Here is a 16,048-nt window from a genome sequence, read left to right as displayed (position 1 = left end):
AGGTCAGATTCCGGGTTTGCGGCGCAAATCGAGCGTGAAGGGAAATTCCGGATGCGGCGTTTCCGGCGCCGGCGTGGTGGCGCCGGGGGTATGGCCTCGATGCTCGAAGCGGGCAAGTCGCCGCGCCTCTGCCTCGTTGCCATTGACCGGAAACGTGTCGTAGCTGCGGCCGCCGGGATGAGCGACATGGTAGACACAGCCACCGAGCGGTTTTCCCGACCAGGTATCGAAAATATCGAAGGTGAGCGGCGCATCGACCGGCAGCACCGGATGCAGCGCCAGTGCCGGTTGCCAGGCCTTGTAACGCACACCGCCAACGGTCGTTCCGGCCATGCCTGAATCTGCCAGCGGTACGGGACGTCCGTTGCAGGCGACGAGGTAGCGCGACGGATCGGCGCTTTCGAGCTTCACCTGCAAACGTTCGACCGAGCTGTCGGTGTAACGCACGGTTCCGCCGATGGCGCCGGTTTCACCCAGCACATGCCATGGCTCAAGCGCCTGACGCAACTCGAGACGGACCCCTTCATAGGTGACCTCGCCGCAGAACGGAAAGCGGAACTCGGCCTGTGCCTCGTACCATTCCGACCGCAGGTCGAAGCCATGATCACGCAGGTCACGCAGCACATCGAGGAAATCCTGCCAGATGAAATGCGGCAGCATGAAGCGGTCATTGAGGGTGGTACCCCAGCGGGTGAACCGCCCCTTGGCCGGGCTCTGCCAGAACCGGGCGATCAGCGCCCGGATCAGAACCTGCTGAGCCAGGCTCATGCGCGGTTCCGGCGGCATTTCAAAACCGCGGAACTCGACCAGGCCGAGGCGGCCCGTCGTACCATCTGGCGAATAGAGCTTGTCGATGCAGATTTCCGCGCGATGCGTGTTGCCGGTGACATCGGTCAGCAGATTGCGCAGCAGACGGTCAACCAGCCAGGGCAAGGGCGGATTGCCGGCATCGGGGGCCGGGATCTGCTCAAGCGCCATCTCAAGCTCGTAAAGTCCGTCATGGCGGGCTTCATCAATGCGCGGTGCCTGGCTGGTCGGGCCGATGAAAAGCCCCGAGAACAGATAGGAAAGGCTTGGATGACGCTGCCAGTGCAGGATCAGGCTGGCCAGAACATCCGGACGCCTCAGGAACGGACTGTCGAGCGGCGTGGCGCCACCGACGACCACATGGTTGCCGCCACCGGTGCCGGTGTGGCGCCCGTCGATCATGAACTTGTCGGCGCCAAGGCGGGTCTGGCGCGCCTCTTCATAAACGCCTTCGGTGATTGCCTTGCACTCGTTCCAGTCGGTGGCGGGGTGCACGTTGACTTCGATCACGCCTGGATCTGGCGCAACCCTGATCACGTTGAGCCGCGGATCATGTGGCGGCCCGTAGCCTTCGATATGAACTTTCAGTCCAAGCCGATCAGCGGCAACTTCGGCAGCTGACACAAGTTCGAGATAGTCCTCGACCTTTTCCACCGGCGGCATGAACACGCACAGACGGCCATCACGAGGTTCAACGGAAATTGCCGTGCGCACTGCACCGTCAATATCGCCGATTTTCTGCTCGACACGGTTCTGGGTGGCTTCGGCGGCAGTGAACTGGGCCACGGGCTGAGAGGCGGCAGCGGCAGCACGGGAATCAGCCAACGCATCATCGAGCGCCTTGGCAGCCGCCGGATCAGGCAAATCGCCCTTCGGCTCCGTAGGATCGGCAGGATTGACGAAGGGATAGGATGAGGCCGGGACATGCGGCAATGAGCCAAGCGGCAAGCGGTAGCCGACCGGACTATCGCCTGGAACCAGGAACACATGACCGCGACGTGTCTTCCATTTTTCAGACCGCCAGCCATGGCCTGCAGCCTTGGACTGCCAGCGCTGAACCGGCAGCACGAAGCCTGACGGTGTTGCCAGACCGCGGGAAAACACGGTGGCAATGCGATGGCGCTCCTCGGGGTCTTCAAGCTTCGAGTTTTCAGGCGTCACATTGTCGGGAAGGTTGCCTTCCTTGACGATCCATTCAGCCGGATCCTCATAGGCCGGGACGACATTGTCGTCGGCGATCCCCAGATTGTCGGCGATGGCGGCGAGCAGGTCCTTGGCAGTCTCGGGTGAGGCCTGGCCGGTGTCCTTGCCTTCATCGGCAATGAGTTCCGGATTGTTCCAGATCGGCTTTCCGTCGCGGCGCCAGTAGAGCGAAAACGTCCAGCGCGGCAGGGTTTCGCCCGGATACCATTTGCCCTGGCCATAATGCAGGAAACCGCCGGGAGCAAAACGGTTGCGCAAACGGCGGATCAGCTTGTCAGCCGCTTCGCGTTTTTGCGGCCCTACAGCAGCTGTGTTCCATTCCTCGCCCTCGAAATCATCGATCGACACGAAAGTCGGCTCGCCGCCCATGGTCAGCCGGACATCGCCTGCCTTGAGTTTGGCGTCGATATCGTGACCGAGCGCATCAAGCGCATCCCAGGATTCCTCGCTGAATGGCTTGGTAATGCGCGGATGCTCGGCCATGCGGTCAACCCGCATGTCAAAGGCAAAGTCGACCTCTGCATAGCTGGCAAGACCGGAAATCGGCGCAGCGTTGCGGTAATGCGGGGTCGCGGCCAGCGGGATATGACTCTCGCCGGTCAGCAGCCCGGATGTCGGGTCGAGACCGATCCAGCCGGCGCCGGGCAGGTAAACCTCGGCCCAGGCATGCAGATCGGTAAAGTCGTGATCCGTGCCTGCAGGACCATCGAGCGATACCAGATCAGGCTTGAGCTGGATCAGATAGCCGGAGACAAAGCGTGCCGCAAAACCCAAATGCCTGAGCGCCTGAACGAGAAGCCAGCTGGTATCACGGCACGAGCCCATTCCAGTCTGAAACGTTTCTTCCGGAGTCTGCACACCCGGCTCCATGCGGATGACATAGCCAATATCGTTGGAAAGCCTGGCATTGAGACCAACAACGAAATCCACAGTTCCGGTTTCGTCGCGCGGCACCGTCTCAAGAAACGCCTTGAGACGCGGACCGGCAGGTTCGGGGGTCTGATAAATCACCAGGTCGGGGGCGATTTCCTCCGGATAACTGAACGGCCACTTCTCGGCTGATTCCTCAACGAAAAAATCAAACGGGTTGTAGACGGTCATGTCGGCGACCAGATCCACCTCGATCTTGAACTCCATCACCGGATCAGGAAACACATACCGCGCCAGCCAGTTGCCGTAGGGATCCTGCTGGTAATTGACGAAATGCTCTTTCGGACTGACTTTCAGCGAGTGTGACACCACCCTTGTCCGGCTGTGCGGTGCCGGTCGGAGACGAATGACCTGGGGGCCAAGTGTAACCGGGCGGTCGTATTTGTAGTGGGTCAGATGGTGAACGCTTGCCAGAATCGACATGTGATGTATCCGTTGATCGGGCGGCCTTTCGGCACATGGCAGCATGCATGGCCTGACCGGCCATGTCCACAGCCCATGATGCGGTGCACACACAATCGGGACATTAAACGCTCAGGAATGCCTACATCTGGCGGGCAGCGCTGAAAATAAAATGACACGCGAAACATCACAAACGGACGCACCGGTTTGAACCGGCGCGTCCGTTTGAATTCCTGATACAGTTAAGCCGACAGATGTCAGGCGGCAAGTTCGCCTTCTTCATCAAGCAAGGAGTCAAGATCAAGATGGGAAATCATCTGCTTGTCCTTGGCAATGATGGAGGTCGTCATCCGCTGCACTTCAGTGGCGCCAACCTCTGGAACCGACTGGATCTCGTCTTCGGTGACAGTGACCATGTCGGAAACATTGTCGACCAGAAGTCCGACCAGCTGACCGCGGATGCTGGCGACGATGATCGCAGACCGTTCTGTCGGGTCGATGGCTTCAAGGCCAAGCCGCAGCGCCATGTCGATCACCGGAATGACTGTTCCGCGAAGATTGATCACGCCCAGAACATGGCTCGGTGCGTGCGCCAGCGGCGTGGCGGGGGCCCAGCCGCGAATTTCCCGGACCGACATGATGTTCACGCTGAACACCTGTTCGCCGAGGAAAAACGAAATAATTTCAAGACCTGAAGTCTTATTGCCGGTTTGCGTCTCGTTCATCTCGTCCTCGCGTCAAGTTGGCCTACCCGCGACCGGACGTACTAACGCCTTCAGTCTTCGGGCCCGGCCGAACCGGTTAAATAGTTTGAAAAGCGGCACCTTCGGAAGCGAATGCATGTGCCGTTTGCGGAACCAAGCCGCGGTCGGGAACGCATCATGCTTGAGGCAAAGCCCCTTCCCTAAAACCGACTTAAACATGCTTTCGTTAAGAATGCGAAAACAAAGTGCAGCAGAATTCAGCCATCCCGTGAGAAAAATGCTGTCAAAGTCAGCCCGTTGCTCAGCACGATCTGTGGTGACAATCAATTGAAACTGCCAAATAAAACAGCAAAAGCCCCGAACCGTCCTGCGGCGCAAGAAGATGTTTCAAGTGTCTTAACCGAGATGGGACCGCTTGCACCGGAGCGTTGGTGTTCCGGGCGGCCATGAGGCCTCAAGCGATCCCATTCGTCGATATGTGCAGATCTCAGATCTTCGGCTTGCGCTTCAGGCCACCCTTGCCACCATCCGGACCAGGGCCTGATCTGGCAGCATCCGCCGGTGCGCCCTTGCGGTGAGGCTTGGCGGGTTTTGCGGCTGGCTTGAAATCGGGCTTGAAATCCGACTTGTCGCGCTTGGGCTTCTTATCCTTGGAGAATGCCGGCTTGGCGTCGCCTGCATCTGACCTGGCCGCAGCCTTGTCCGACTTGCCATATTTCGCAGCCGCAGGTTTCGGCTTGTCGAAGTCGGCCTTCGGAGCCGGCGCTACGTCATCATAAGGCCAGACACCGGGTTTTGCGCTTGCCGGCAGGTCATCGCGCGGAGCCGGCTTGCGGTCAGCATAGGCATTGTCGCGTGGCGGACGATCATCGCGCTTCTTGCCGCCTGTGAACGGGCGCTTCTTGGCATAATCGGGTTTCGCCTTCTCACGCGGACGGGCATCATCAGACGGCCATTCGGTCTTCTGCTCGCGGGCTGCTGCTGGCGCAAAATCGCCATCGCGGGCTCTTGGCGGACGCGGCGAACGGGCGGGCATCTCGGGAACACCATCAAGACGGGTTACCGTGACATTCTTCTCGATCTTTCCGGTCGGGCCGATGGCTGCCTCGAACCTGTTGGCGGCGGCACCCGAAATTTCGACATGGGTTTCAAGATCATGGATCTTGATCGAACCGATGTCCGTCTTGGTGATGTCGCCTGCACGGCAGATCATTGGCAGAAGCCACCGCGGTTCGGCCGATTGTTTGCGGCCGAGCGACAGGGAGAACCAGACCGCATCCTTGATAGGCACATGCTCACCACGCGGCGCACGTTCGGCATAGGTTCCGCCAGGTGCTGCGACAGGCCCGACGTCATTGAGTTCCTCCGGCGACGAGCGACCGGCACGATGCAAGCGCATCAGTGCTGCGGCAACTCTCTCAGGCCCATGCTTTTCGAGCAGAGCTGCGACCATTGCGGCTTCATCTTCAGCCACTTCGGCTTCGAACGAGGCATCACCCATCAAACGTTCGTCATCGCGGGCCAGGATTTCATCGGCCGATGGCGGGCGAGCCCAGGTGGCGGTGATGCGCGCGTCTGTTAGCAAACGTTCGGTGCGGCGGCGGGCGTTGTAGGGCACGATCAGTGCGGAAACACCTTTGCGCCCGGCGCGTCCGGTCCGGCCTGACCGATGCAGCAAGCCTTCCTGATTCTTCGGCAAATCGGCATGAATAACCAATTCGAGGTCGGGCAGATCAAGCCCACGGGCTGCAACATCGGTGGCCACACAGACCTTGGCCCTGCCATCGCGCAATGCCTGCAGTGCGTGGGTACGCTCGTTCTGGCTCAACTCGCCCGACAGCGCCACAACCGAGAAACCACGGTTGGAGAAGCGCGCGGTCAGATGATTGACCGTCGCGCGGGTGCTGCAGAACACGATCGCGTTCTTGGCGTCATAATAGCGCAAGACGTTGATGACGGCATTCTCGCGGTCATTTGGCGCAACCGTAAGCGCGCGGTATTCAATATCGAGATGCTGCTTTGCGTCACCAGCGGTTGTGACGCGAACCGCCTTGGTCTGATAGCGCTTGGCGAGATTGGCGATACCTGTCGGTACAGTGGCCGAAAACATCAGAGTGCGGCGCTGATCGGGGGCTGCATCGAGAATAAACTGAAGATCATCGCGAAAACCGAGATCGAGCATTTCATCGGCTTCATCGAGCACAACGGCGCGCATTGCAGACAGATCGAGCGAACCGCGGTCGATGTGATCGCGCAGCCGGCCCGGCGTTCCCACGACGATATGCACGCCCCGCTTCAGGTTCTGGCGCTCGGTGGTCATGTTCATGCCGCCAACGCAGGTTGCGATGCGCGCACCGGCGTCACCGTAGAGCCAGGACAGTTCACGCTCGACCTGAAGCGCCAGTTCGCGCGTAGGTGCGATGCAAAGAGCCAGCGGCGCTTCGGCGCGCGGCAGGGTTTCTTCGTCGCCCATCAACGTCGGCGCAAGCGAGATCCCGAAGGCCACCGTCTTGCCCGATCCGGTCTGGGCCGACACCAGGAGGTCGGCATCGCGCAGCTCGGGCGCGAGCACTGCCTCCTGTACCGGAGTGAGCTTTTCATAGCCGCGTTTTGCCAGAGCCCGGGCTATTGCCGGCTGGATGGTCGCAAGGTCTGTCATGTCGGATCTTTCGGACTTCGTGTTTGAGCCCGCTGAAGCGGGCGCCGTGCGCGGGTGTCATCCAGCCACGGCTTTGCGGCTCTCATAAAGCACATTGTAGCAAGAAGAAACGGGGCCAAGCAAGAAAGTTGCTTTAGCATAAATACGCCCGACGATAGCTGTCCGGCTACCTGGCCTTTTCAGCAGCCGCCTGGGGCTTGACGAAAAACACCGCCACAGCCGTCAGGCCAAAGGCAACAACAGGGTAGAACACAGCATGGTCGAGCGAGGCTATATAGGCTGACGAGGCGATATCCGTCACACCGTCCTGCGTGAGACGCGTGAAAAACAGGTGCCCCATGATGGCTACTCCCATCGCGCCGCCAACCTGCTGGAAAGATTGCACTCCGCCTGAAGCTGAGCCGGCGTCCCGGTCCGGCACGTTGGCCAAAGCCAACTGAAACAGCGGCGATACCGCCGTTCCAAGCCCAAGGCCGGCAATCAGCAGCGGCGGCAGCAACATGATCGAGCGCACGGTGCCATCAAGTCCGCTGACAAGAAATTGCAGCCACAACATCGCGCAAAACAGCATCATCGAGCCAACGAAAATGCGCTGCCGCTGCCAACGGGCCCCGATTTTTCCCGAAAACATCGATGCGACGAACACCCCTGCGGAAAACGGAACGGTAGTCAGGCCTGACTGCAATGGCGTCAGCCCGAAACCGGTCTGCAGAAAAACCGCGAACACCATGAAGAAGCCAGGAACAGCTGAAAAGAACAAGCTCGCCATCAAGACCCCTCCCATGAAACTGACGTTGGTCATCAGCGTCACCGGCAAGAGTTGCGGCGCGCCCAAAGCTGCCTGGCGATACTGCCACCTCACAAACAACCAGGCCGCAGGGATTGAAGCCAGCATCAGCCCGAATATCCAGATTGGCCAGCCGACTTCGCGTCCCTCGATCAACGGGAATACCACCAGGAGGAGCGCCAGCGCCGCCAGAGCGATGCCGCCGATGTCGATTCCGACATCACGGTTGCCTGCCATCGAGGGGATAAATTTCAGGCCCGCCAGAATGGCGAACAAGCCAACCGGAATATTAACGAGAAAAATCGGTCTCCAGCTCAGTCCCATGATGTCGGCATTGATCAACAGACCGCCAATCAAGGGTCCCGAAACAGCGGCAAGCCCCGCAGTGACGCCAAAGAGCGCGAACGCTGCAGCGCGTTCATTCGGCGGGAAAATCACCTGGGCAATGGCAAGCGTCTGCGGTGACATCATAGCGCCGCCGACCCCTTGCAGTACCCGGGCGGCAATCAGCGTCTCGATACTCGGAGCCAGACCGCAAAGGGTCGATGCGATCGTGAAGACGCCCACGCCGACCAGGAAAATTTTGCGACGGCCAAGCATGTCGCCCAGACGTCCAAACGGCAACAGGCCGATGGCAAAGGCCATGATGTAGGCCGCGACCACCCATTCGATCTCGGAACTGGTGGCGCCAAGGCCGGCTTGAAGACTGGGAAGAGCCACATTGACGATGGTGACATCGATCAGGTTCATGAAGCCCGCGATCAGCAAAACCGCCATCGCGATCCAGCGCCGTTCATGATGCTCGTGATGGCCATCGGCCCTTGTCGTTGCAACGCTCATGTGGCCATGGCTCCGATGTTGTTTTGTGGAGACCTAGTCTTTCCCTATCCGGGCGACAAGTCCGGAATGAACAATCTTTTATGACACTTCAACCGGCTTCAACCGCTCCAACGGAAGTGTCAGCACGCAGGGTTGAAAAGGCGCGCACCTGCGACACCACCCAGTCAACCATCGGATTGCGGGCATCGCGGGCATGGCGAACGGCTGAAACAGTGAATGGCCTGATCTGAAGTGGTGGCAGACAGGATTGCAGACCGAAGGACGCGCCGTGACGATCAACCAGCCTCGTGGGAAGCGTCGCAATGAGATCGCTCTGGGACAGAGTGGCAAGTGCGGGGAAGAACAACGGAACGACCGCCGCCACATGGCGCGATAGGCCGAGACGTTCGAGACTGCGGTCGACAACACCGTTGAAATCGCCCGACATCGAAACCATCAAGTGGCGTTGCGCGACATAGGATTCGAGCGTCATATCGCTGTCGAACAGCGGATGGCCATGCCTTGCAGCGACGCGGTAGGTTTCCTGACCGAGCTCTTCGGCGATAAAATTGTCCGATACATCCCAGAAGTAGCCGAATGCCAGATCAACCTGCCGGTCCTCAAGCGCCCGCAACGCCTCGCGCCGCCCGATTGCTGTTGCGCTGATCCGCAAGCCCGGCGCCAATCTGTCCAAGGCGCAAATCAGGCCCGGAACCAGCACAGCCAGCTGCGCATCATAGGCCGCTATGCGGACCACCCCTTGCGCCTCTGCAGGACTGAAGGCTTCCGGCTTGGAAAGCGCGAGCCCAAGCGCTTCAACCGCAATGCGGATTTTCGGTTCCAGTGCCAGCGCAAATGCGGTCGGCTCCAGCCCCTGCGGCCGCCTCAGGAAAAGCGGATCGTCGAAGATCGCGCGCAAGCGGTTGAGGGAATGGCTGATCGAGGATTGGGTCAAACCCATATGTGCGGCGACATCGACTGCTTTTCGAAGCCGCAACAGATTGAGAAAGACCAACAGGACGGTCAGATCAAGTCGCCGTAATTTGATTTCTTCGATATCAGACATGAAGCATATTCGTTTTCATTTGATTTATCTCCCCACTACCACTGTCACAGGGCTGGCGGCAAGGCTCCCGGCAACTGGACAAGGATGAGAGATGAAGATTGCGATCATGGGCAGCGGACGGGTTGGCGGCGCACTGACGCGAGCCTGGTCAGCGAAAGGTCACACCATTCTTCTCGGCGTTCGGGATCCCGCCAGCGACCATGCAAGGCATCTGGCAATGAGCACCGAAGTCAAACCAATGACGCCCAAGGATGCGGCTGCGGCGGGTGACGTGATCGTGCTCGCGCTGCCGTGGAATGCAGCCGAAACCCTGATTTCCGGGCTGGGCGACCTGACCGGCAAGATCATCATCGACTGCATGAACCCTATCACCATGGGGCCCCAAGGCATGGCGCTCGAACGCGGTCACACAACCTCCGGCGGAGAGACGGTTCAGGCCTGGCTCCGGAAAGCCCGTGTGGTCAAGACGCTCAATCAGGTCGGCGCGGAAATCATGGCCAGCGCGCATGACATGCCGGTCGCGCCGGTGATGTTCATGGCCGGGGAAGATCAGGACGCCAAACAGATCGTCCATGATCTCCTGTCTGACCTCGGTTTTGAGCCGCTCGACGCCGGCGGGATCGAGAAGGCGCGACTGCTGGAACCCTTCGCGCTGGTGTGGATCAATCAGGCACTCGCCCGCGGCCATGGCCGGGACTGGGCCTTCGCTGCGGTGCGCCGCCCGACAAAGGAGACTTGAGATGGCATCCATGCTGCACGGAAGCTGCCATTGCGGCGGCGTGGCTTTCTCAATCCCCGCTGACAGCGTCGGCGTTGTCGCCTGTCACTGCACTGATTGCCGCAAGATGCACGGCAATTACAACGCGATGCTGGCCGCGCCGCGCCATGAAGTGAGCTTCGAAAGCGAGACGACGCTTCATTGGTATGACAGTTCCGACAAGGTCAAGCGCGGCTTCTGCACAACATGCGGGTCGCGGCTGTTCAAGGACAATCTCGGCTCCGACCGGTTGATGGTGTCGGCTGGCGTGATCGACGGCGCGACTGGAAAACGCATCATCCGCAACCTCTGGGAACAGTCGAAGGGCGATTGGTACGACCTGCCAGATACTACCGCGGGACCACTATGATGGCCAAGAACGAGCCGGTGACCGTGGTTGCCAGGCGGCAGGTCAAGCCTGGCCATGAGAGCCAGTACGAGAGCTGGCTCACCGAGTTGACCACCGCCGCCCATGAACTCAGCGGCTATCTGGGCGCCGAGTTCCATCGGCCCGCCAAGGCCGGCGATCCCTGGATCAGCGGGTTCAGGTTCGCAACACTCGCGGACCTGCAAGCGTTCGAGCGATCGGAACTTCGTTCTCGCATGATTGCCAAGGTGATCCCGCATGTTCAGGGCGACGCTATCTGGCAGCGGATGACAGGACTTGAATTCTGGTTCGAGCCGCCGCCCGGAACGGTCGTGGCGCAGCCCTCGCCGCACCGGATGGCTCTGCTCCTGATCCTCGTGGTCTTTGTACTTGTGCTGGCACTCAACCTTGTGCTCGGGCCGTTGATCGCTTCGTGGCCGTTACCCGCACGGATCCTTCTGACCGTCACGCTGCAGGTGTTGCTGATGACCTACCTGATCATGCCGCGTCTGACCCGGATGCTTGCTCGGTGGATTTACCCGGCGAGCCGCACAGCCACCTGAAACACTCACCCAAAGGGAAAAACCATGTCCGCAGCAACCGACATCTTCTCTGAAAAACGCGTCCTGATCATCGCCGCAAACCCGAGCGTATCGCCGACGACAGGTTGGCCGATCGGCTTCTGGTGGGCGGAACTCACCCATCCTTACTGGGTGTTTTCCGAAGCCGGATACAAGGTTGACATCGTCTCGCCCAAGGGCGGTGACCTTTCCACCGACAGCTATTCCGATCCCGAAGATGAATCGGGCTATTCGGCATCCGATCTGATTTCGCTCGGCTTCAAGAAATCGCCGGCCCATGCAGCACTTCTATCTGGCACCAAGGCTATCGCCGACGTCTCGATTGACGAATATGACGCGATCTTCGTGGTCGGCGGTCAATCGCCGATGATCACCATGATTGATGACGAGGCGCTTCACGCCTTCGTTGCCCGCGCCTATGAAGCCGGCAAGGTGGTGGCCGTTGTCTGTCACGGCACCTGCATCCTGCTCGAGACCAGGCTTTCGAACGGGGATCTCCTGGTCAAGGGCAAGACCTGGACCGGTTTCGCCAACTCGGAGGAGGCGTTTGCAGACAGCTTTGTCGGAAAGAAGATCCAGCCGTTCTGGATCGAGGACGAAGCCCGCAAGCTGCCTGATACCAACTTCATTGTGCAGTCGATGTTCAAGGCGTTTGCGGTGCGGGATGGAAACCTGATCACAGGTCAGCAACAGTTTTCAGGTACGGCCGCAGCGGAGCTGGTAATCGACACGCTGGGCAGGTGACGTTCGAAGCTGCGTCCTGCCTGATCAACATGGGTTTGGCGACAAATGGAACAAAGCCTCGGTGCTTTCCGGACGAGACGTGAAACGCCATTTGGGAACCAAGGCGCGTTTGCGGCGTTAGTGTGTCATGAAAAAGATTGCTCTAATATCCGCATCGGTCTTCGTTCTGGGCGCGGCATCCATTGCCGCCGACGCAGGTGGGATGCATTACTCAAGCGCCACCAACTTCACCACCGCGTCCGCATCAACTGTAGGCGACGATATGAGCCTGCGTGGCAACAGGGTTGTCGCACATCCTATCGCGCAGAAGGTTCGTCTGGTGTCCTCCGAAATTCGACCAGTCGATTCATGTGAAGCGGCCTACTGGCCCTATTATCCGGGTGCATGTCTCGAACGCATCGAAACGGTCGGTCTCTAAACAGGCTGCATTTCGAACATTGAATTCGGGCTGAATTCCGGAAAAGATTCAGCGTTTTAAAGACAAAAAGCTGCATGAGATTGTCAGACAGCAGCTGACGCCAGAACTGAATGAGTTCAAGGTTGTCAGCCGCGCCAAATGCTGATTGTTTGGAGCATGGCCTTCACGCTTCGCCAATTGCAGTATTTTGTCGCCGTCGCCGCCCAAGGCACCGTCTCGGGGGCCGCGCAAAACCTTTCAATTTCCCAATCGGCGGTCACAGAAGCGATCAAGGAACTCGAAGGCGATCTCGGCGTCGAGCTGTTCGACCGCCATTCGCGCGGACTGACGATCACCCACAAAGGCCACCAGTTCCTGCGCCACGCGGCCAAGATCCTGTCCGACGTCTCGGACGCACGCCGGACCTTCTCCGATGACAAGGAAAACCTCACGGGCACACTCAATCTCGGTGTCACCTCGCTCGTGGCGGGTTACGTGCTGTCCGACCTTCTGGCGCGATACCGCAGGGCTTTTCCCGGTGTCACCGTTTCGGCGATCGAGGACAATGGCGATTATCTTGAACATCTGCTGATTGGTGGCGAACTGGACGTCGCGGTGATCGTGATATCGAACCTACGCAACCGCATGGCATTGCAAACCGAGATCCTTGAAGTCTCACCCTACCGGCTCTGGTTGCCGCTCGGCCACCGGCTGGTGTCTGCCGAAAGCATCAATGTGGCAGATGTGGCGGAGGAACCGGTGATCATGCTGACCATTGACGAGATCGAGGAAAGCACAGCCAAACTGCTCAATGCGATCGGCTCACGTCCAAAAATTGCCTTCAGGACTCGCTCCGTGGAAGCGGTGCGCAGTCTGGTTGCCACTGGCGCAGGCGTGGCGCTGCTACCCGACCTTGTCTACCGGCCCTGGTCGCTGGAAGGTGACCGCATTGAAAGCCGTGACGTATCGGGAAGCCTGCCAATGGTGCAGGTTGGCGTCGCATGGCGGCGCGGCAGTCAGATGACGCAAGCCGCGCGTGACTTCATCGATCTGTCCCAAGCCCAGAGGGCCATTCGGCAACGCTGATCAAGACTTCAGAGTTTCAGGACACCTTCGGCGAGCGCGCGGGCCAGTGCATGTTCTCGTGTTCTGGCGCCCAGCTTGTTTCGCGCGTTGCGCAGATGCAATTCAACCGTGATCGGCTTTATGCCCATCCGGTCTGCAATCTCCTTGGTGCGGAAACCACCGGCGATCCACTGAAGACACTCGGTTTCGCGAACCGACAGGGCTCGGGTAGATGCTTCAGCACCTGTGTCGGATCGGGATAGTTTTTCATGACTGAAATGCGCTGCAAGCCTCAGGAGATTGCCGTGCTCGGCGAACACAGTCTCGAGTTGCTCACGAGGCATGGTGGAGCCCAGGTTCCAGCCGGCGGCGCCCATCGGCCCCTTTACGCGGATCATGCAGGTCATGCCCGCTCGAAATCCGGTCTCAGCCGCCTCCCGGATAAATCCACGTTCCCGCGGGTCGAGGTAGGCGTGATCGTCAAGAAAATCGATGCCAGTGCCGACAGGATCCAGGGTGGCTGCGCAATAGCGCATGAACGGGTCAATCCGGGCATGATTTCGCTCGGTGTAATGCGCCATCCACGCATCCGGCATGGTCGTCAGAACACGCTCATGGACCGGCCCCACGTCCAGATAGATGATGCGGTCGAAACCGTACGATCCAAAAAAGGTGGCAGCGGACTCCCATATCCCTGAAGGCCCCGTCGCGGTCTGAAAAGATGTCAGCAGATCTTCAACGGCGTTCGCATGCATTCAACGCTCCTGCTGTTCCGGACAGCCCGGTGATGAACCTAAGGATATCCATATATTGCGAAGACGGCGAAGCTTGGCAACGATCTGCACCAATAAATGGAACCGGATACTGTCATGTTATTCAATCAAGTATTTCACAATCAACTTGCCTTTGCCGCTGCGCTTGTGCTGTTTTTGCATTCGCCTGCCCGGGCCGCCGACGACAGTGCCACGATCCTTGTCTTTGACGGATCAGGATCGATGTGGGCGGAGTTGGAAGGCCGCACGCGCATTGAAGTCGCACGTGACGTGCTCTCCGAATATCTCGCCGGACGCGACATGAGCCGGCCACTCGGCGTGATCGCCTACGGGCACCGGCGGCGCGGTGACTGCGCGGATATCGAAACCCTGTTTCCCTCTGGCGTCCACAGCGCGGGCGACGTTTCAAGCCGGGTCAATTCGCTCAACCCGAAAGGCAAGACCCCTATCAGCGATGCGCTGCGGCAAGCGGCAAGACAAATACCCCGCACGGCCGAGGAGGCAGACATCATCCTTATCACCGACGGGATTGAAACCTGCGTTCCTGACGTTTGCGCCATTGCCGATGAACTGGCGGAATCGGGCATCAAGATACGAGCCCATGTCGTTGGCTTCGGGTTGTCGGAAGCCGAGGCTGACACTCTCGCCTGCATACCGGAGCGGACCGGGGGCAAGCTGCTGCGACCAGGCACCGGACAGGAACTGGCGGAGGCGCTCAGGCAGACAGAAACGCAAGCACCACCCGAGGCCCTGGCGATATCAGCGCAAGTCAATCTGATGATTCTGCTTGGAAACAACGGAATGCCCGAGCGTTATTCCTGGGCTCTTCGAAACGATGATACCGGCGCGGTGACCGAGCTCGGAGAGATGACCGGTGATGCGCGCTATTCACCTTTCCCGCTCAATCTGGATGAGGGTCGGTACACAGCACTGCTTTCAACTGCCAACGGGGCGGGGGAAACAAGTTTCGAGAGCAGGGAGCCGGATCCAAAGTCCATACAGGTGGCGCTGGCGGGTGATCTTCCGGATATCACGCTGATCAATCGCGGGCCCTATCTTGCCGGACACAATGGCCTTTTCGACCTTACCATCAACCGCGAGGGACTGAACGTTGGCGGCGCCGATTTTCAATTGACGCTCTACAAGGCAATGCCCAACGGCGACCCCGACGGCGCGGCGATCACCTGGTCCTACGTCGACGGCAAAGTCGGCAGAAAAGCCAACGCGCTGGCTCTGCCGTCTGAGCCAGGTGAGTTCATTGTCACACTAGAGCGCGGGGATGGCACAGTCGTTGGCTCGACACGGATTGAAACACAGGTTGATCCTGCTGTTCGCCTTGAAGTGCCCTCTGTCGTGCTTCCGGGGACGGAAATCACCTTCAAGAGTTTTGGCGGGCAAGGTAGCAGCGATCTTGTCCAGGTTCAGAAAGGCGGTGTCGATGTCGGATGGGCTTTGACGCTTTCAAGCATCGCCGAAGGCAACCCGTTGCTGGCGCCTGAACAGGAGGGAGCCTATGAGCTCGTCTACAAGATGGGCAACGACAGGATCGAAAAGGCCCGGATCTCGTTTCAGGTCGGCCCATTGAACCAACCTGCTGCTCAACAGCAACAGAAGCCTGCAGCTCAAGGCATGCCTCAGGACGAGGTTGAGGCGACGTTCAAGATCGCCGAAGTCTTTCAAGGCTTCCAACCCCAATGGTCGGCGGTGCCTCTCGACGATCACCTGCCGGTTGATGCCTGGGCACCCAATGACTATGCGCCCAGCATGAGTGGATTCTTCCTGCCAGGGCGGTACCGGGTGACCGGGAACGCCGGAGACATGCAGTTTCTTGGCGATGTCGAAATCACCGCGGAAGGTCCGAATGTGTTCGAGATCGGCCTGGCGCCTGAACCCGGATCGGATCCCGGCGGACCATTGACCGAGGAAGGCGTGGCCGATCTGCTCGACCGGCTTGTTCCCGACCGCAAACCAGCCAATTGAGGACAAG

The 16,048-nt window shown here is 59.5% G+C and carries 13 protein-coding genes; 7 read left to right on the top strand and 6 right to left on the bottom strand.

Translation table 11 applies throughout. The features are described from left to right. Positions 1-3 precede the first annotated feature (3 nt). The 5 genes from WNZ14_RS09940 to WNZ14_RS09920 form a co-directional block, all read right to left on the bottom strand. Positions 4-3,363: a transglutaminase family protein gene (locus WNZ14_RS09940; protein ID WP_342868402.1), complete on the bottom strand. Its 3,360-nt coding sequence runs from the start codon at positions 3,361-3,363 to the stop codon at positions 4-6. Between the two features lie 236 nt (positions 3,364-3,599). After that, positions 3,600-4,067 carry a chemotaxis protein CheW gene (locus tag WNZ14_RS09935; protein WP_152009820.1) on the bottom strand — a complete coding sequence of 156 codons (468 nt, stop codon included), beginning with the start codon at positions 4,065-4,067 and terminating at the stop codon, positions 3,600-3,602. A gap of 466 nt (positions 4,068-4,533) precedes the next feature. Continuing rightward, complete coding sequence (locus WNZ14_RS09930) at positions 4,534-6,705, bottom strand: DEAD/DEAH box helicase (protein ID WP_342868401.1); 2,172 nt, start codon at positions 6,703-6,705, stop codon at positions 4,534-4,536. Positions 6,706-6,871: 166 nt separating this feature from the next. Beyond that, positions 6,872-8,332: an MFS transporter gene (locus WNZ14_RS09925; RefSeq protein ID WP_342868400.1), complete on the bottom strand. Its 1,461-nt coding sequence runs from the start codon at positions 8,330-8,332 to the stop codon at positions 6,872-6,874. Positions 8,333-8,420: 88 nt separating this feature from the next. Further along, on the bottom strand, positions 8,421-9,377 hold the full coding sequence (locus WNZ14_RS09920; RefSeq protein WP_342868399.1) for a LysR family transcriptional regulator: 957 nt from the start codon (positions 9,375-9,377) through the stop codon (positions 8,421-8,423). A 91-nt stretch (positions 9,378-9,468) separates the two neighbouring features. On the opposite strand from WNZ14_RS09920, the gene WNZ14_RS09915 reads away from it, so the two are divergent. The 6 genes from WNZ14_RS09915 to WNZ14_RS09890 all read left to right on the top strand — a co-directional run bounded on the left by WNZ14_RS09915 (position 9,469) and on the right by WNZ14_RS09890 (position 13,309). After that, a complete protein-coding gene (locus WNZ14_RS09915) occupies positions 9,469-10,116 on the top strand; it encodes an NADPH-dependent F420 reductase (protein ID WP_342868398.1) in 648 nt (215 codons plus the stop codon). 1 nt (position 10,117) lies between these two features. After that, complete coding sequence (locus tag WNZ14_RS09910) at positions 10,118-10,504, top strand: GFA family protein (RefSeq protein ID WP_342868397.1); 387 nt, start codon at positions 10,118-10,120, stop codon at positions 10,502-10,504. Then, entirely contained in the window at positions 10,504-11,064 is a 561-nt protein-coding gene (locus WNZ14_RS09905) for an antibiotic biosynthesis monooxygenase (RefSeq protein ID WP_342868396.1), read from the top strand. The genes WNZ14_RS09910 and WNZ14_RS09905 overlap by 1 nt, the downstream gene beginning before the upstream one ends. A 24-nt stretch (positions 11,065-11,088) precedes the next feature. Next, a complete protein-coding gene (locus WNZ14_RS09900; RefSeq protein ID WP_342868395.1) occupies positions 11,089-11,826 on the top strand; it encodes a type 1 glutamine amidotransferase domain-containing protein in 738 nt (245 codons plus the stop codon). A 127-nt stretch (positions 11,827-11,953) separates the two neighbouring features. After that, entirely contained in the window at positions 11,954-12,244 is a 291-nt protein-coding gene (locus tag WNZ14_RS09895) for a hypothetical protein (protein WP_342868394.1), read from the top strand. A gap of 156 nt (positions 12,245-12,400) precedes the next feature. Further along, positions 12,401-13,309, top strand: coding sequence for a LysR substrate-binding domain-containing protein (locus tag WNZ14_RS09890; protein WP_342868557.1), 909 nt, complete (start codon positions 12,401-12,403; stop codon positions 13,307-13,309). An 8-nt stretch (positions 13,310-13,317) separates the two neighbouring features. On the opposite strand, the gene WNZ14_RS09885 is transcribed toward WNZ14_RS09890, so the two are convergent. Further along, positions 13,318-14,043: a LuxR family transcriptional regulator gene (locus WNZ14_RS09885; RefSeq protein ID WP_342868393.1), complete on the bottom strand. Its 726-nt coding sequence runs from the start codon at positions 14,041-14,043 to the stop codon at positions 13,318-13,320. Between the two features lie 114 nt (positions 14,044-14,157). Between WNZ14_RS09885 and WNZ14_RS09880 the strand changes: the two genes are divergently transcribed. Further along, entirely contained in the window at positions 14,158-16,041 is a 1,884-nt protein-coding gene (locus WNZ14_RS09880; RefSeq protein WP_342868392.1) for a VWA domain-containing protein, read from the top strand. Positions 16,042-16,048: the final 7 nt, after the last annotated feature.

The organism is Hoeflea sp. AS60, from assembly GCF_038900115.1.
In the GTDB taxonomy this organism is placed as follows: domain Bacteria; phylum Pseudomonadota; class Alphaproteobacteria; order Rhizobiales; family Rhizobiaceae; genus Hoeflea.
Note: the sequence above shows the minus strand (reverse complement) of the source record. Positions and strands in the feature narration are given on the sequence as shown.